Consider the following 16,971-nt stretch of genomic DNA (forward strand, 5'->3'; position numbering starts at 1 on the left):
GCTACTGCCCGATCGCCTGGTAGGCGCTGAACAGCAACGAGGCGTCCGGGCCTTCGAGGATGGTGGGCTTGCCCACATCGTCGAGGACCACGAAGCGCAACATCCCGCTGCGGGTTTTCTTGTCGCGCTGCATGGTGGCCAGCAGGGTGGGCCAGCGTCCGACCGGGTAACCGGTCGGCAGGGTCAGCGATTCCAGGATGCTGCGGTGCCGGTCGACGACCTCCACCGACAGCCGTCCGCTGAGCGCGGCCAGTTCCGCAGCGAACATCATGCCGACGGCGACGGCTGCGCCGTGGCGCCAGCCATAGCGTTCGGCGTGCTCGACGGCGTGGCCGAGGGTGTGACCGTAGTTGAGGATCTCGCGGAGGCCGGCTTCCTTGAAGTCCTCCCCCACGATGCGCGCCTTCATGGCAATCGACAGTTCGATCAGCCGACGGAATTCGGGGGTGGTCGGGTCGGTGGCGCGCTCGACATCCGCTTCGATAATGTCGAGGATTTCGGGAACCTGGATGAAGCCGGCCTTGACGATTTCGGCGAAGCCCGCGAGGATCTCGTTTTTCGGCAGGGCGTCGAGCAGGTCGAGGTCGCACAATACGGCGGCAGGCGCGTAGAAGGTGCCGACGAGGTTCTTGCCCTCGGCGGTATTGATGCCGTTCTTGCCGCCGACGGCCGCATCGACCATGCCGAGTACGCTCGTGGGAATCTGCACGAGCTTCACGCCACGCAGCCAGGTGGCGGCCACGAATCCGGCGAGGTCGGTCACTGCGCCACCGCCGAGGCCGATCACGGCGTCGGTGCGGCTGAAGTCGGACTGGCCCATGACGCCCCAGCAGAACGCGGCAACCTCAACCCGCTTGGCCGCTTCGGCGTCGGGAATTTCGGCCAGCAAAACCTCGGCGTAGGTTTCGAGCAGGCTGTCGCGCAGGGCGACCGCGCGGGCGCCGACGGTCGAGGTGTGCACGATGAGCACCTTGTTGACACCGGTGCCGAGCTGCTCGGCGACCGTGTTGACCAGGCCACGCCCCACGCTGACCGGATAGCTGTCGACCCCGGTCACGGTGATCACGGTGGTACTGGACTGTTCGGTCATCTGTGTTGTCCCTGACTTCTCAATCATCATTTCTTTCTTGTACCCAATTTACGATCTCATCGGCGATGCCGGTGATCGGTCGGTTGGAGGTGTCCAGGCGAATCGTCGCCAGGGCCTCATAGATGGGGCGGCGCTGGTTGTAGATGCGTTCCCAGTCGCCGATACCGCCGGCCAGGAGAGGCCGTTTGCTGCCGCCGAGGCGGGCCTCGACGGCCGCGGTGGTCACGCTGAGGTACACCACGGTCGCGGATTCGAGGTCGGCCTGCGTCTCGGCGTGCAGCACTGCTCCCCCGCCGAGGGAGATGACGGCCGGCTCGCCGAGGGCCCAGTCCACCGCTTCACGTTCGACGATGCGAAAGTATTCTTCGCCCTCACGCGCAAAGATCTCCGGAATCGGACCGTAACTTTCGACGATGCGCTTGTCGGTGTCGATGAACGGCAAATTCAGGTCGCGCGCCACTCGTCGACCGATCCTGGTCTTGCCGGCGGCCATCGGACCGATGAACACGATCGGCAACAAGGCGTTCCGCAGAGTCAGCATCGCAGGTCTAGAGCGACGCGTCGCTCGACGCGCCCGTGCGCAGGTTCGCCGGAATGTTGGCGAGGTACGACTCCAGGTTGCGCCGGGTCTCCCCGATCGAGTCTCCGCCGAACTTCTCCAGCACCGAGTTCGCGAGCACGAGCGCCACCATGGCCTCGGCCACAACGCCGGCCGCCGGAACCGCACAGACGTCGGAGCGCTGGTGGTGCGCCGGGGCCGGCTCGCTCGTGGCGACATCGACGGTGCGCAGCGCCCGCGGAATGGTCGCGATCGGCTTCATGCCGGCCCGCACGCGCAGCACGGTTCCGGTACTCATGCCGCCCTCGGTTCCGCCGGCCTTGTCACTGACTCGCTGAATGGCGCTATCCGCTTGTACGAGTTCGTCGTGTGCCTCGGAGCCGCGGCGGCGCGTGGTCTCGAAGCCGTCGCCGACCTCTACCCCCTTGATCGCCTGGATCCCCATGAGCGCCGCGGCCAGCTGGGAATCCAACCGACGATCCCAGTGCACGAAGGAGCCAAGCCCGGGGGGAAGATTGTAGGCGAGCACCTCGACGACGCCGCCGAGGGTGTCGCCGTCGTGATGGGCAGCATCCACTTCAGCCACCATCAGAGCGGATGTCGCGGCGTCGAAACAGCGCAGCAGATCAGCATCGAGCGTGTCGACGTCCTCAGGCTCAGGAAGCGGCGCGCCGTCGGGCACGCGGACCGGCCCGATGGCGATGGTGTGGCTGACCAGGTGGATTCCGAGTTCGTTCAGGAATGAGCGGGCGACGGCGCCGAGCGCGACGCGGGCGGCGGTCTCGCGGGCACTCGCGCGCTCCAGCACGGGGCGCGCCTCGTCAAAACCGTACTTCTGCATGCCGGCGAGGTCGGCGTGACCTGGGCGGGGCCTGGTCAATGGTGCCCCGCGGCCACGCGTCAGGGTGGCCGGGTCGACCGGGGCGGCACTCATCACATCGACCCATTTGGGCCATTCGGAGTTGCCAATGCGCAGTGCGACCGGGCCGCCGAGGGTGAGGCCATGCCGAACACCGCCGGAGAGGGTGAGCTCGTCCTCTTCGAATTTCATGCGCGCGCCCCGGCCGTAGCCGAGTTTGCGGCGCGCGAGATCGAGGCGGATCGAATCAAGGGAGACCGGGATCCCTGCGGGCAAACCCTCGACAATAGCGATGAGTTCGGGGCCGTGGGATTCTCCGGCGGTGAGCCAACGAAGCATAGTTCCTATCTTTCCACAGCATCGTGCGAGCCAGTGTCACCGGGGGCCGCGTCGCGGGTCAGGGCACTACGCATGGCGGCGAGCACGTCCGGCTCGCCGGGGAGTGGTTCGAAGGGGTCAGCGGTCACGAACACCCGCACCTGGATGAGCGCCTGGTGCAGCAACATGCCGAGACCGTTCAGCACAGTTCCGCCGGCCGATTCCCACTCGCGTGCCACCCCGCTTGGCCACGGTGAGTAGGCAACGTCGAACAGCGTCGCACGCTCGCGCAGTTCGAGCGGCAGCGGGGTCGGCAGCACCGTCCCGCCGGGCAGAGTGCTGATCACGAGGTCGCTTCCGTTGCCGCCGGACCCGCTGAAATCACTGAGGTCGACGACGACTCCGAGCGACCGACCGAGTTCAACGAGCGGCTGCGCCTTCGGCAGGTCGCGCACGAGCACGCTGACGAACTCAGTACCGAGCTCCGCGGCGGCCATCAGAGCGGATGCCGCCGTCGCGCCGGCTCCGAGCAGGGTCACGTGCTTCGCCCGGGTGACGCCGCCCTCGGCCAACGCGCGCACCAGACCAGCGACATCCGTGTTATAGCCGGTGAGGGTGCCGCGCCCGGCCACCTGGCGCAGCAGCACGGTATTGACCGATCCGGTCAGCTGTGCCACCCGGTCGCAGTCGTCGATGAACGGAAGCACCTCGTGTTTGAGCGGCATGGTGAGCGAAAGACCACGCCAGTCCGGCCCGATAGAGCTCAGAAACATGGCGAGCGAACCGGCCTTCACCTCAACAGCATCGTAGGACCAGTCCAGTCCCAGCTGCCGGTAGGCGGCCCGGTGCAGCAACGGCGAACGGGAATGCTTGATCGGCGAACCGAGCACCGCGAGCCTGTTCGATGGGGCCCGATTTAGCGTCAGATCAACCATATTCGGGGTGCTCCCTCATCCAGTTCTGCCAAACGATAACGGCAGCATCATGTTCCTTGACCGTGGTGGAAAAAGCCGTCTCACCGGAGTCGAGGTTGATCGTCACAAAAAACAGCCAGGATCCGTCGACCGGGTGCAGGGCCGCATCGATCGCGAGGTCACCGGGATTCGAGATCGGGCCGACGACCATGCCGGGGTGCGCATAGGTGTTGTAGGGGTTGCCGGCATCGGCACGTTCGGCGTCGGTCGTGGTGACCAGGTGGGTTTTGCCCGTGCCATAGGCGACGGTCGCGTCCGATTGCAGCAGGCCGCTGTCCCATTGGGCTGGGTCGAGCCGGTTCTGAAATACCCGCGACACCTTGTAATAGTCATCACGCAGGCCGGCTTCACGCTGGATCAACGAGGCGAACACGATCGTCGACCAGCGGTCTGCGACGGCGACACCGGCCGCATCGAGGGCCTCATACTGCCGGTTGACCATGGTCTGCAACGCGACGGCGGCGGTGGCCTCCGGCGAGAAGGTGTACGTCGCGGGAAAGAGAAAACCCTCAAGGGTGGTCGCTTCGGCGGGCAGACCGAACTGGGCCACATTGGCGGCCGCCGCCTGCAGGTCCGCCAGGGGAATGTCGGTTCCCTCGGAGATCGACGCCAGCACGTGAACGGCCGCGGTCCCCTCAGGCACGATAACGGTCTGGTTCAGTCGAGTGCCCTCATCGAGCAGGGCGTCCAGCGCAGTGCTCGCGACCATCTTCGTCTTGAGCTGGTACGCACCGGGCTGAAACACCGGCTCCGGGGCCGTCTGCAACAGGATGGAGTAGAACGCATCAAAGCTCTTGACCACGCCCTCTTCGACGAGTGTCGCGGCGATCTCCGAGCCACCGTTGCCGTCGTGAATCATGACGATCACGTCTTCGCCGGTCGCCGCTTCCTCCGCGGTGAAGTCGGCCGGCCCCTGCGTGGCAGCAATAATCTGGGAGATGGGTCCCTGCAGAAACAGCGCGACTCCGGCCACGAGAGCGGAAAGAACGACAAAGACAATCAGACAGCCCCAGGCTCCCTTGTAGCTCCTCTTCTCCCGCGGCGGTTCGTCCGCGAGCAGTGAGCGACGGTTTGTGCGACCCCGACCGGAGCCACCGACGTCGCGCGCCGTCAGGAACGCAGCGGCATCATCGCCCGCTCCTGCCGACTCGGCCGCTTGTCGCGGCAGCAACGGCGGTTGAACGGATGCCATTCCCCCGGACGCTGCCGCCGGCTCGGCTCCGGATTGCTCGGCTCCGGATTGCCCCGCTCCGGATTGCTCGGCGCCAGTTCGCTCCGTCGCGCCCTGTTCCGCGGCGGACTGCTCCGCAGCGGCCTGTTGCGCGCGTAACTGGCGTCGGCTCGGCAGGGGCTCTTCCGGGGTACTGGGCACGATTACGGCCTCTCGGTCGGTTCGACGGGCGACCCTGGCGGTCGCCCGGAGGAACGCTCACTGTCGAGCGCATGTTGCAAAATAATAGTTGCGGCCACCTGGTCGATTACTGGCCGCTGCGTTTTCGCGGCACGACCGGATGCCCGCAGCGCGGATTGCGCCGACACCGTCGAGAGACGTTCGTCGACGAGCCGCACCGGCACGGCGAGAGTTGCGGCCAGGCGCGCGGCGAAACCGACCGCGTCGTCCGTGGAGGCGGTCTCATTGCCTGACAACGCCAACGGCAGGCCGACGATGACCTCGACGGCGTCAAGCTCGAGGGCCACCGCGAGAATGCGGGCCAGATCGGTCACTCCGGCATCGTCGCGGGCGACGGTTTCCACCGGGGTCGCGAGCATGCCGTGGTTGTCGCTGCGGGCCAGGCCGATGCGCACCTTGCCCACATCCACGCCGAGGCGCACGCCTGAGCGCATCGTGCCGGCGACCGCACCCGGCGCGACCCAGCCGGACAGCGCCGCCGAACGACCAGGGTCGGCGGAGCCAGAGCGTGAGCGAGCGCGGTCGGACCTCATCGTTAGCGACTGACCGCCGCGACAACCGCCTGGAGAGCGGCCGGGATGGCGGCGCCGTTGGGGCCGCCGCCCTGAGCCAGATCGTCCTTGCCGCCGCCACCACCACCGAGGATTCCGGCGACGGTCTTGGCAAGGGCACCGGCCTTATGGCCGGCATCTCGAGCTGCCTGGTTGGTGGCGACGATCACGACGGGCTTGTCCGCGGCAATGGCCGAGAGCGCCACGACGACGGCGTCGGTGCCGAGGCGTTCGCGGGTCGCGAGGGCCAGCATCCGTGCGTCGTCCGGGGATCCGAGCACGCCGAGGTCTTCGGCCACGATCGTTACTGCCCCGACCCGGCGGGCCGTGGCCAGCAGCGCGGGGACCCGGTCGGTCAGGGCCCGGGCTTCGAAGGCCGCGATCTTCTTCTCGGCGCTCTTGAGGCTCGCTACCAGGTCGCTGATGCGTTCGGGAAGCTGCTCGCGAGGAGTTTTCAGGCTCGAGGTCAGCTGCGACACCAGCATGCGCTCGGCGGCGAGGTCGCGGAAGGCTTCGAGGCCGACGAGGGATTCGACGCGACGGTTGGTCGAACCGACCGACGCCTCGCTGATCAGGTTGATCATGCCGATTTCAGCGCTGCTGCCCACGTGGGTACCGGCGCACAGTTCGCGCGACCACGGGCCGCCGATGTCGACGACGCGCACGACGTCACCGTACTTCTCGCCGAACAGCGCCATGGCACCGAGCGCTTTCGCCTCGGCAATGGGCAGTTCCCGGGTGGTCACCGGCAGGTTGTCGCGAATGGCGTTGTTGGAGATTTCTTCAATCTCGGTGCGAGTCGCCGGCGAGAGCGCCTGGTTCCAGGAGAAGTCGAGGCGAAAGAAGCCGGCCTTGTTGTACGAACCGGACTGGTGCGCGTTCGGGCCGAGCACCTGGCGCAGGGCTGCGTGCAGCACGTGCGTGCCGGAGTGCGCCTGGCGGGCGCCGCGGCGCCAGTTTTCGTCGACCACGCTCGTGGCGCGCTCGCCCACGCCGACCTCGCCGGACTGCACGAGCACTTTGTGGCTGATCAGACCCTTAACCGGCTTTTGTACGTCGAGCACCTTGAGCTCGTAGCCGGGGCCAACGATAAGGCCGGCATCCGCTACCTGCCCGCCCGCTTCGGCCCAGAGCGCCGTCTCGGCGAGGATGACCTCGGCTGTTTCTCCGGCAACGGCGCTCGTCACCGACTCACCATCGACGATGAGACCGAGCACGCTGGACTCGTTCTGCAGGTTCTCGTAACCGGTGAACACGGTCTCGCCAAGGGCGCGGAACGCGCTGTAGACCCCGAGGTCGGCCAGGGTGGTCTTCTTGGACTTCGCGTCAGCCTTGGCCATGGTGCGCTGCTTGGTCATGAGCACGTCGAAGGCGTCACGGTTGACGCTGAGGCCGGCTTCCTCGGCGATTTCGAGGGTGATCTCGATCGGAAAACCGTAGGTGTCGTGCAGCAGAAAAGCGGTCGGTCCGGCCAGTTCGGTCTTATCGGCCTTCTTGGTCTTGGCCACGGCGAGGTCGAGCACCGCGCTTCCGCTCGCGAGGGTGCGCAGAAACGTCTCTTCCTCGGCGAACGCGGCCTGGCTGATGCGCCCGAAGTCGCTCTTCACCTCCGGGTAGGCGGCGCTCATGGCGTCGCGGGAAGCCGGCAGTAGTTCGGGCATGCTCACGGTGTCGACGCCGAGCAGGCGCATGGCGCGTACGCTGCGCCGCAGCAGGCGGCGGAGGATATAGCCGCGACCCTCGTTCGACGGCATGACGCCGTCGCTCATCAGCATGAGCGAGGAACGCACGTGGTCGGCGACGATGCGCATGCGCACGTCGTCGGCGTGGTCGGCGCCGTAACGTCGTCCGGAGAGTGCGGCGGCCCGGTCCAATACCGGGCGCACCTGGTCGATCTCGTACATGTTCTCGACGCCCTGCTTCAAAAAAGCGACGCGCTCGAGGCCCATGCCGGTGTCGATGTTCTTCTTCGGCAGGTCGCCCAGAATCTGAAAGTCGCCCTTACCGTTGCCCTCGCCGCGCAGGTACTGCATGAAGACGAGGTTCCAGATTTCGACATAACGGTCGTCGTCGGTGGCCGGGCCACCATCGGCGCCGTAGGCGGGGCCGCGGTCGAAGAAGATCTCCGAGCAGGGGCCGGCCGGGCCGGGCTGGCCCGTGGACCAGTAGTTGGAGTCCATGCCGAGGCGCTGGATGCGGTTGTCCGGCACGCCGAGCGCGCGCCAGTAGCGGTGCGCCTCATCGTCGTCGAGGTAGATGGTGACCCAGAGGTCGCTCTCGCGAAAGCCGTACCCGCCCTGGTCTTCCGGGGTAGTCAGCAGTTCCCAGGCGAAGCCGATGGCCTCTTCCTTGAAGTAGTCGCCGAAGCTGAAATTTCCGTTCATTTGAAAGAACGTGCCGTGGCGCGGGGTCTTGCCCACTTCTTCGATGTCGTTCGTGCGAATGCATTTCTGCACGCTCGTGGCGCGCGGATACGGTGCCGGAACCAACCCGGTCAGGTACGGCACGAACGGCACCATGCCGGCCACGGTGAAGAGAAGGGTGGGGTCGTCGCTCACCAGGGAAGCGGACGGCACAACGGTGTGTCCACGATCGGCGAAGAAGTCGAGCCAGCGCCCGCGAATGTCAGCAGTCTGCATGGTGTCCGTAGCTATTGAAGTGCATGAGTGAGGTGGAGCGTGGTGCCCTTTTCAAGCGGATGCTCAGGACGCGCTTGGTGCCGGCGCGTCGCCAACGGCATCCGCAACGTCACCGAGCGCTGCGTGCAACTCGGCCTCGCGCTGCCGATACCCCTCGGAGATGGCCTCGCCGAACTCGCGCGCCTTGGTGTCAAGTTCGGTGAAGAACTGCTTACCCTGCTGAGTCTTGTTGACCTCGTGGGCAACGACGAAGCCAGCGGCCACACCGATGACCAACCAGATGACGTTCTTCATGGCACTTCTCCCTGAATCTGCGCGGCCTGTGCTTTCAGTCAATAGAACCGAATTGACTGGAGCCTGGCACCGCTAGCCGCAGCTATCGATAAGTCGGGCGCGAGAATATCAGCGCCGTCTCCAGAGTAGCCGGTCAACCCCGATTTCGCCCGGACCCCGACCGCCCGCCACGAAAGGCGGCTCGCACGCCGGCCGAGAATCCGGCGAGCTTGATCAGCGGACCGCCGACGGTGGCGGCGAACAGCGCGACGAGCGCTGAGACGTTACCGGTGACATCCGCTGCGTTGCTGGTGATCGTGTCGACCCTCGCCAGCTGCTGATTCGTGGATCGGATGGTTTCGGTCGTCTCGGCAAGTATCGGGGTGATTCCCTCGCTGAGATCGTGGATGGCCGCGGTGGTTTCATCGAACACCCGGCCCAGCTTGACCAGTGGAACGGCGATGACCGCCACCAGAATCGCGAATACGCCGGCGGCGATCAGCCCTGCAATATCTCCACCCGACACGGTGACTCCACTCAGATCAATGGGCCCCTGGGAGGCCCGGGAATACAAAAAAGGGCGGATCACCCAGAGATGATCCGCCCTTCAGCGTACCGGTCAAAGACCGGTTAACTAACTATCCACCTGCACAGGTTAGCGAGCTGCGTAGTACTCCACGACGAGCTGAACTTCACAGGTCACGGGGATCTCGATGCGCTTCGGTGCGCGCACGAGGCGGGCCTGAAGCTTGTCGAGCTCAACCTCGAGGTACGGCGGGAGCTTGGGGAGCAGGTCGACGTGTCCGCCGGCTGCTGCAACCTGGAAGGGCTCCATGCCCTCGCTGCGAGCCTTGACGTGCATGAGCTGGCCCGGCTTCACGCGGAAGGAGGGCCGGTCAACGAGCTCGCCGTCAACGAGGATGTGACGGTGCACGATCATCTGGCGAGCCTGGGCGGTGGTGCGGGCGATGGCCGAACGCACGAGGAGGGCGTCGAGACGGGTCTCGAGGATCTCGACGAGGTTCTCACCGGTCAGTCCCTGACGACGACGAGCCTGCTCGAAGGCGATCTTGAGCTGGGCTTCGCGAATGCCGTACTGGGCGCGTAAGCGCTGCTTTTCGCGCAGACGAACGGCGTAGTCCGAATCGGTCTTGCGCTTGGTGCGGCCGTGCTCACCGGGTGCATAGGGGCGCTTCTCAAGGAAGCGGGCTGCCTTCGGCGTGAGGGCAATGCCCAGGGCGCGCGAGAGGCGAGTTTTACTGCGGGTACGTGACTTGGTAGACACGGTTTCCTTTCAATCGGACTCAATAACAGGGATACCAGGGCGAGTGCGTCTTTTCAGCACAGTGTCTAATCGACACATTCGTCATGGGAGATCAGAGGATTGGGTGCCATGGGACGTTCGGCTACAGAACGAAACCCCTCCAAACTGGAAACGGACGCAGCCGCATGCCGAAACCAGTTGTAGGCAGAGTCAAGGTTAGCACAGCGGATGCCCTGCTCAGGCTCTGCAGACCAGCGCGAGTTCCCAAGGCGGGCAGCGTCGGTCGCGAGCCCTCTCATGAAAACTGGATGCGCGGTCTATTCGTTGCGGACTATACGGCGGATTTTTAGGAGGCGGGCGGAGATATCGCGCTCGTGGCCGTGCTCGGTCGGCTCGTAGTAGCGGGTGGATTTCAGCTCCGTTGGGGGGTATTGCTGGGTGACCACTCCGAGCGGGTCATTGTGCGGGTAGACGTAGCCCTTGCCGTGGCCGAGGCGCTTGGCGCCGGGGTAGTGCGCGTCACGCATGCCCTTGGGCACGCGGCCCATCTTGCCGGCGCGGACATCCGCTATGGCAGCATCGAGCGCCATGTAGGCGGCGTTCGATTTGGGGGCCGTCGCGAGGTGCACAACGGCCTGGGCGAGCGGGATTCGCCCCTCAGGCATGCCGATCAGCGCGACGGCATCGGCGGCGGCGACGGCGATCAGGAGCGATTGCGGGTCGGCCATGCCGATGTCTTCGGAGGCGAGGACGATGATGCGGCGGCAGATGTATCGCGGGTCTTCGCCGGCCTCGATCATGCGGGCCAGGTAGTGCAGCGCCGCGTCGACGTCACTGCCGCGCACCGATTTGATGAACGCGCTGATTACGTCGTAGTGCTCGTCACCGTTGCGGTCGTAGCGCAGCAGTGCACGGTCAACGGCGAGCGAGACGATGTCGGTCGTGATGACAGGCTTGCCGGTCGCGCCGGGTTCGAGCGTCGATTCCGCCGAAACGGATGCCGCCTCCAGCGCCGTCAGCGCCCGCCGCGCATCCCCCGAGGCCAGGCGAATGATCGCGCCGCGAGCCTCGACCTCGAGTTCAAACCGGTCAGCGAGGCCGCGCGAATCGGTGACCGCACGATCAACGACGATCCCGAGGTCGTCGTCGCTCAGAACTTCGAGGGTGAGTAATAGTGAACGAGACAGCAAAGGGGAAATGATCGAGAACGACGGATTTTCGGTCGTCGCGGCGACCAGGATGACGACGCCGTTCTCGACCCCTGGCAGGAGGGTGTCTTGCTGGGCCTTGGAGAAGCGGTGGATCTCATCGAGAAAGAGCACCGTCGCGAGACCGTAGAGGTCGCGGTTGGTTCGGGCGTCTTCCATCACCTGGCGCACGTCGCGCACGCCGGCCGTCACAGCAGAGAGTTCAACGAAACGACGTCCGGAACTGTGCGCGATCGCCTGCGCGAGCGTGGTCTTGCCGGTGCCGGGCGGTCCCCAAAGAATGACCGACACGCTGCCGCGCTCCCCCGTCTTGTCGCTGGCCAGACTGACCAGGGGCGACCCCGGGGTGAGCAGATGACGCTGGCCGGCCACCTCGTCCAGGGTTTTCGGGCGCATTCGTACGGCGAGGGGGGCCTGGCCACTCCGCAGACCCGGTTGAGCATCCGACATTCCTCTAGCGTAGTTTGTGCGTAGAGTTCTACGAGGTCGGGAGCGTTGGCGCCCGACTGCGTTTGTCCGGTCGTCGCCAACCCCGACGGCCCTGGAGGGGTTCCAAGTGGCTTCGAATTACAAGCTCGAGCGTGCAGCACGTGAAGAGCGCGGACGTGTTCGTTCCTACCAGGCCCGACGTGCGGTGCACGAGCACCAGTCGAAGCGGCGCGTGCGGGACAACCTGATCGCCGGCGGGGGGCTGCTCGTCGTACTCACATTGATCGTGGTGGCGCAGGTCTTCTACTTCACCGGCGGACCAGGTACTCCGGAAGCGACCACTGCGGCAACCGACACCCCGACCACGACGCCGACGGCTGCCGCCGGTGCCAATTCGGGTGTGGTGCCCGCCAGCACGCTGGCCGAGGATCGAACCTGGACCGGCACCATGACCCTCAACGACATTCCGGTGGGAATCGAGCTCGACGGCGCCCTGGCGCCGCAGGCGGTTTCGTCGACCATCAGCCTCGTTCAGACCGGGTTTTACGACGGCCTCACCTGCCACCGTCTGACGGTGGAGGGCATTTTCGTGCTGCAGTGCGGCGACCCGGTGGGCGATGGCACCGGCGGCCCCGATTACAGCTACGGACCGGTGGAGAATGCACCGACCGACGACGTGTACCCAGCTGGAACCCTCGCCATGGCACGTTCCGGCAACGACGGCTTCTCCAACGGCAGCCAGTTCTTCATCGTCTACGAAGACAGCACCATCCCCGCCGACAGTGCGGGCGGCTACACGGTGCTCGGGCGCGTCACGAGTGGCCTCGACCAGATCAAAACCGAGATCACGGATGCCGGAATCACGGCAGGCGGCGCCTCGCCCGTCGTACCGACCACGATTACCGGCATAACAGTTCAGTAGGATCGATCGATCCCCCTGCGCTATTGCAATAGGCTTATCAGGGTATTTCCTGGCTCCGCATTTTTTCTTCCCGCGGCGCCCACACAACAACTCAGCAAAGGTGAGGCTCTTGACTACGACAGATCAGCAACCATGGGGTCGCGTAGACGAAACCGGCACGGTTTACGTGCGCACGGCGGATGGCGAACGCGCCGTCGGCCAATACCCGGATGCCACTCCGGAAGAGGCCCTGGCCTACTTCGAACGCAAGTACGTTGAACTCAACGGGCAGGTCACCCTGCTCGAGCAGCGTGCGAAGGGTGGCGCTCCGGCCGCAGACGTGGCCAAATCGGTGGCCAATCTCACCGTCGCCGTTGCCAACGCCAACGCCGTCGGTAACCTGGCCGCGCTGGCAGAACGCCTCGGCGCGCTCGGCGGAGCCGTCACCGAACTCACCGAGCAGCAGAGCATCGAGACCAAAGCAGCATCCGCTGCCGCCGTCGCCGAACGGGCCGAGATCGTGACCGAGGCCGAGCGCCTCGCCGCCGAAGATCCGGCCAAGACGCAGTGGAAGCAGACCAGCGCTGCCCTCGACGCCCTCTTTGCGAAGTGGCAGGCGCACCAGCACGATGCCCCGCGCATTCCCAAGGGCGAGGCCAACGACCTGTGGAAGCGCTTTCGGGCGGCCCGAACGACGATTGAGCAAAACCGCAAGGCGTTCTTCGCCGAGCTCGACAGCACGCACAAGGACGTTCGCACCAAGAAGCAGCACCTAATCGAGCAGGCTGAGGCGCTCGCGCCGCAGGGTGCCGACGGGGTGTCCGCCTACCGCAAGCTGCTCGACGAGTGGAAGCAGGCCGGCCGCAGCGGCAAAAAGCAGGACGACGCCATGTGGGCGAAGTTCAAGGCTGCCGGCGACGTGCTCTACTCCGTCAAGAGCGAGGTGGAAGCTCAGGACAACGAGGAGTTCTCCGCGAACCTGGTACTCAAGCTGGAACTCCTGACCGAGGCAGAGACCCTGCTGACGACCACCGACCGCAATGCCGCTCGCGAGACGCTCACGGTCATCCAGCGCAAGTGGGATGTCATCGGCAAGGTTCCGCGCGACCAGGTCAAGCCGATCGAGGATCGCCTGCGCAAGGTCGAAGCCGTCGTGCGCAAGCTCGATGACGACCACTGGAAGCGCAATAATCCAGAGACCAAGGCCCGCACCGAGGGTTTCGCCGGCCAGTTGAACGACGCGATCGCCAAGCTTGAAGATGAACTGGCCACCGCTCAGAAGAGCCAGAACGCCCGCGCCATCAAGGACGCCAACGAAGCGCTCGAGGCCCGCAAGGCCTGGCTCAAGGCGATGGGCCAGTAGGCACGACTGCAACACCCGGCAGGAACTATCCCCACCCCAAACCGGTGCTATTTTCTCCACAGATCCAGGCTCCTTCGGGGGCCTGGACCTCGTTAAGGGACAGCATGGCGGCATGATGAATCCCCGGGAACGAACGCGCACGGTCAACGACCTGCCCCTCGCCGAGCTGTGCAGCGCCCGGCTCGACGGGCAGGTTTTTCAACTCGCCGACTCCTGGTGTGTGATCGATGAAATAGACGGATGCTCCACACGGGCCGTCTCCGCCAGCCGGCTGGTCCCACCCCGCGCCATCGCCGAGCGCCTCACCGCCGCGTGGATCTACGGCGTCGCACCTGAGCCCCGTCGCCACCAATTCTGTGTGCTCATCGGTGCGCGCACGACGGCCGTCTGGTCACCACGTGTTCAGCTGCGCGAAATCGTGCGCTCTCCCGAAGACGTGCGCACCATCGCGAATGTCCGGGTGACCACTCCCCTGCGTACCGCCGTCGACCTGGCGCGCTATCCGCCCGCGACCTCGGGGGCCGAGATCATCGCGCTTCTAGCCCGGCTGCTGCACTACGGCGGGTATGCTGACATCTCCGCGGCCGTGCGCCTCTGCCAGCGCGGCAGCCCAGCGTACAGCGTCGTCGCCGTGGCCAGGTTCGCGGCGGTCAACGAGGCGTTGCGCTCCCTGTACCAGTCGAGCGCAGCAACCGAGAAAGCAGTGGGCGTCTAGCCGTCGTTGACCCGGTAGACGTCGTAGACAGCATCGATGCGGCGCACGGCGTTGAGGACGCGATCCAGGTGGGTGGTGTCACCCATCTCGAACACAAACCGGCTGAGCGCCAGGCGGTCACTCGAAGTGTTGACCGTGGCCGAGAGAATGTTCACGTGATGCTCAGACAGCACCCGGGTGACATCGGAAAGCAAACCGGATCGGTCGAGTGCCTCGATCTGGATGTGCACCAGGAACAGGCTCTTCGACGTTGGCGCCCAGTCGACCTCGATCATTCGCTCGGGTTCCTTGAGCAGGGACTGCACGTTGTGGCACGCCGCCTGGTGCACCGAGACACCAGCACCACGGGTGACGAACCCGACGATCTTGTCGCCGGGAACCGGCGTGCAACAGCGGGCCAGCTTGACCAGAATGTCCGGGGCACCGCGCACGAGCACACCAGAATCAGTGTTCCGGGTGGTCTGCGGCCGGCCGCGGGCAGCAACCGGAAAGTCGTTGCTGTCGTTGTCGTCGATGCTCTGCACCGAGGACACAACCTTTTCGAGCACGGACTGCGTCGAGACGTGGCCTTCACCGACCGCCGCATACAAGGCCGACACGTCGTCATATTTGAGTTGAGCCGCGACCTCCGCGAAGGAGTCCTGGTTCATCAGCTTCTGCAGCGGAAGGTTCTGCTTGCGCATGGCCCTGGCGATGGCGTCGCGGCCCTGCTCGATGGCTTCGTCGCGGCGCTCCTTGGTGAACCACTGCCGAATCTTGTTGCGCGCGCGGGGGCTCTTGACGAAATTGAGCCAGTCCTTGCTGGGCCCGGAGTCGGGGTTCTTCGAGGTGAATACCTCGACAACGTCTCCGGTGATAAGTTCGCTCTCCAGCGGAACCAGACGGCCATTGACCTTGGCGCCCATGGTGCGGTGGCCGACCTCGGTGTGCACCGCGTAGGCGAAGTCAACCGGGGTCGCGCCCGAGGGCAGCCCGATGACGCGGCCCTTCGGCGTGAAGACATAAACCTCTTTGGCACCGATCTCGTAACGCAGGGAGTCGAGGAACTCGCCGGGATCGGCGGTTTCGGCCTGCCAGTCGGAGATATGCGCCAGCCAAGCCATATCGGTGTCGCTCTGCGGGCCCGGGCCGCCGGCGCTCTTGCCGTTGACCTGCTCCTTGTACTTCCAGTGCGCGGCGACACCGAATTCGGCGCGCTGGTGCATTTCGGTGGTACGAATCTGGATCTCGACCGCGCGACCGCTCGGGCCGAGCACCGTCGTGTGCAGCGACTGGTAGAGGTTGAACTTGGGGGTGGCGATGTAGTCCTTGAACCGCCCGGGCAGTGGGGTCCAGCGGGCATGAATGGAACCCAGCACGGCGTAGCAGTCCCTTACCGAATTCACGAGAACGCGGATGCCGACGAGGTCGTAGATTTCGTCGAATTCGCGGCCGCGCACGACCATCTTCTGGTAGATCGAGTAGTACTGCTTGGGGCGCCCGGCAACCTTTCCCCGAATTCGAGCGGACTTGAGGTCATCACTGATGGTGTCGATAATCTGCTGCACGAACTCTTCGCGCTGCGGAGTGCGCTGTTTGACCAGGCTTTCGATCTCGGCGTAAAGCTTGGGGTACAGCACGGCGAAAGAGAGGTCTTCGAGTTCCCACTTGATGGTCTGAATACCCAGGCGGTGAGCCAGCGGTGCATAGATCTCAAGGGTTTCAGTAGCCTTGCGCACGGCGGATTCGTTGGGTACGAAGCCCCAGGTGCGCGCGTTGTGCAGCCGGTCGGCGAGTTTGATGATGAGTACGCGGATGTCCTTGGACATGGCGACGATCATCTTGCGCACGGTCTCGGCCTGAGTAGAGTCGCCGTACTTCACCTTGTCGAGCTTGGTGACGCCGTCGACCAGCATCGCGATTTCGTCGCCAAAGTCGGCCCGCAGGGCGTCGAGCGTGTAGTCGGTGTCTTCGACGGTGTCGTGCAGCAGCGCAGCGGCTATGGTCTTGGTGCCGATGCCGAGGTCGGCCAGAATTTGGGCCACGGCAACGGGATGGGTGATGTACGGCTCTCCGCTGCGCCGCATCTGCCCGTCGTGGGCACGCTCGGCGGCCGTGTAGGCGCGCTCAATGATCGACAGGTCGACCTTGGGGTGGTTCAGCCGCACCGTCTTGATCAGGCGGTCGACGGCACCAGCGGGCTGGGCCCGAGAGAAGATGCGCGGAACCAAACGGCGCAGCGAGGCCGGAGATGGCGTCGTCGTGTCCGTCATAGTCTCACCTCTTAACTCACAGCGGTTGAAACCGCGCGGGCTGTGTTTGCGTTCCCTCAATTATGCCGGTTCGCGACGCCTCTCCCGTACGCTGCAAGCGATCCGCCCTGCCCACATGCAGCGAAACGGCCAGCCCATCGGGGCTGGCCGTTTCGATCATGGAGC

General features: G+C 65.3%; 15 protein-coding genes. 3 read left to right on the forward strand and 12 right to left on the reverse strand.

Annotated elements, in window-relative coordinates:
- Window position 1 precedes the first annotated feature (1 nt).
- From aroB to E3T46_RS01455, 11 genes are all read right to left on the reverse strand, one after another.
- Window positions 2-1,090: a 3-dehydroquinate synthase gene (aroB, locus tag E3T46_RS01405; RefSeq protein WP_134577214.1), complete on the reverse strand. Its 1,089-nt coding sequence runs from the start codon at window positions 1,088-1,090 to the stop codon at window positions 2-4.
- Window positions 1,091-1,109: 19 nt separating this feature from the next.
- Window positions 1,110-1,631 (reverse strand): shikimate kinase, encoded by a 522-nt coding sequence (locus E3T46_RS01410; RefSeq protein WP_174845361.1) that lies wholly within the window; start codon window positions 1,629-1,631, stop codon window positions 1,110-1,112.
- Window positions 1,632-1,638: 7 nt separating this feature from the next.
- On the reverse strand, window positions 1,639-2,847 hold the full coding sequence (gene aroC / locus E3T46_RS01415) for a chorismate synthase (RefSeq protein WP_134577179.1): 1,209 nt from the start codon (window positions 2,845-2,847) through the stop codon (window positions 1,639-1,641).
- A 5-nt stretch (window positions 2,848-2,852) separates the two neighbouring features.
- Window positions 2,853-3,761: a shikimate dehydrogenase gene (locus E3T46_RS01420; protein ID WP_134577180.1), complete on the reverse strand. Its 909-nt coding sequence runs from the start codon at window positions 3,759-3,761 to the stop codon at window positions 2,853-2,855.
- The gene (mltG, locus tag E3T46_RS01425) at window positions 3,754-5,172 is read right to left on the reverse strand and encodes an endolytic transglycosylase MltG (RefSeq protein WP_134577181.1); all 1,419 of its coding nucleotides are present in this window, start codon (window positions 5,170-5,172) and stop codon (window positions 3,754-3,756) included. Before mltG ends, E3T46_RS01420 begins: the two co-directional genes overlap by 8 nt.
- A gap of 2 nt (window positions 5,173-5,174) precedes the next feature.
- Window positions 5,175-5,645, reverse strand: a complete 471-nt coding sequence (gene ruvX, locus E3T46_RS01430) for a Holliday junction resolvase RuvX (RefSeq protein ID WP_134577216.1) — start codon at window positions 5,643-5,645, stop codon at window positions 5,175-5,177.
- A 101-nt stretch (window positions 5,646-5,746) separates the two neighbouring features.
- Window positions 5,747-8,401, reverse strand: coding sequence for an alanine--tRNA ligase (gene alaS, locus E3T46_RS01435; RefSeq protein WP_134577182.1), 2,655 nt, complete (start codon window positions 8,399-8,401; stop codon window positions 5,747-5,749).
- Window positions 8,402-8,464: 63 nt separating this feature from the next.
- Window positions 8,465-8,695 (reverse strand): hypothetical protein, encoded by a 231-nt coding sequence (locus E3T46_RS01440; protein WP_092449107.1) that lies wholly within the window; start codon window positions 8,693-8,695, stop codon window positions 8,465-8,467.
- 133 nt (window positions 8,696-8,828) lie between these two features.
- Window positions 8,829-9,200 (reverse strand): DUF948 domain-containing protein, encoded by a 372-nt coding sequence (locus E3T46_RS01445; RefSeq protein ID WP_134577183.1) that lies wholly within the window; start codon window positions 9,198-9,200, stop codon window positions 8,829-8,831.
- 129 nt (window positions 9,201-9,329) lie between these two features.
- Window positions 9,330-9,959: a 30S ribosomal protein S4 gene (gene rpsD / locus E3T46_RS01450; protein ID WP_092107727.1), complete on the reverse strand. Its 630-nt coding sequence runs from the start codon at window positions 9,957-9,959 to the stop codon at window positions 9,330-9,332.
- A 296-nt stretch (window positions 9,960-10,255) separates the two neighbouring features.
- A complete protein-coding gene (locus E3T46_RS01455; RefSeq protein ID WP_134577184.1) occupies window positions 10,256-11,596 on the reverse strand; it encodes a replication-associated recombination protein A in 1,341 nt (446 codons plus the stop codon).
- A 106-nt stretch (window positions 11,597-11,702) separates the two neighbouring features.
- Here E3T46_RS01455 and E3T46_RS01460 point away from each other — a divergent pair, with 106 nt between their 5' ends.
- The 3 genes from E3T46_RS01460 (at window position 11,703) to E3T46_RS01470 (ending at window position 14,554) form a co-directional block, all read left to right on the forward strand.
- Complete coding sequence (locus tag E3T46_RS01460; protein WP_134577185.1) at window positions 11,703-12,497, forward strand: peptidylprolyl isomerase; 795 nt, start codon at window positions 11,703-11,705, stop codon at window positions 12,495-12,497.
- Between the two features lie 109 nt (window positions 12,498-12,606).
- Window positions 12,607-13,839: a DUF349 domain-containing protein gene (locus tag E3T46_RS01465; protein ID WP_134577186.1), complete on the forward strand. Its 1,233-nt coding sequence runs from the start codon at window positions 12,607-12,609 to the stop codon at window positions 13,837-13,839.
- Between the two features lie 112 nt (window positions 13,840-13,951).
- Window positions 13,952-14,554: a type IV toxin-antitoxin system AbiEi family antitoxin gene (locus tag E3T46_RS01470; RefSeq protein ID WP_166790148.1), complete on the forward strand. Its 603-nt coding sequence runs from the start codon at window positions 13,952-13,954 to the stop codon at window positions 14,552-14,554.
- On the opposite strand, the gene E3T46_RS01475 is transcribed toward E3T46_RS01470, so the two are convergent.
- Window positions 14,551-16,806 carry a bifunctional (p)ppGpp synthetase/guanosine-3',5'-bis(diphosphate) 3'-pyrophosphohydrolase gene (locus E3T46_RS01475; RefSeq protein WP_092449113.1) on the reverse strand — a complete coding sequence of 752 codons (2,256 nt, stop codon included), beginning with the start codon at window positions 16,804-16,806 and terminating at the stop codon, window positions 14,551-14,553. The two genes, E3T46_RS01470 and E3T46_RS01475, sit on opposite strands and share 4 nt — an antisense overlap.
- Window positions 16,807-16,971: the final 165 nt, after the last annotated feature.

This window comes from Cryobacterium sp. Hh11 (genome assembly GCF_004404045.1).
GTDB lineage: Bacteria > Actinomycetota > Actinomycetes > Actinomycetales > Microbacteriaceae > Cryobacterium > Cryobacterium levicorallinum.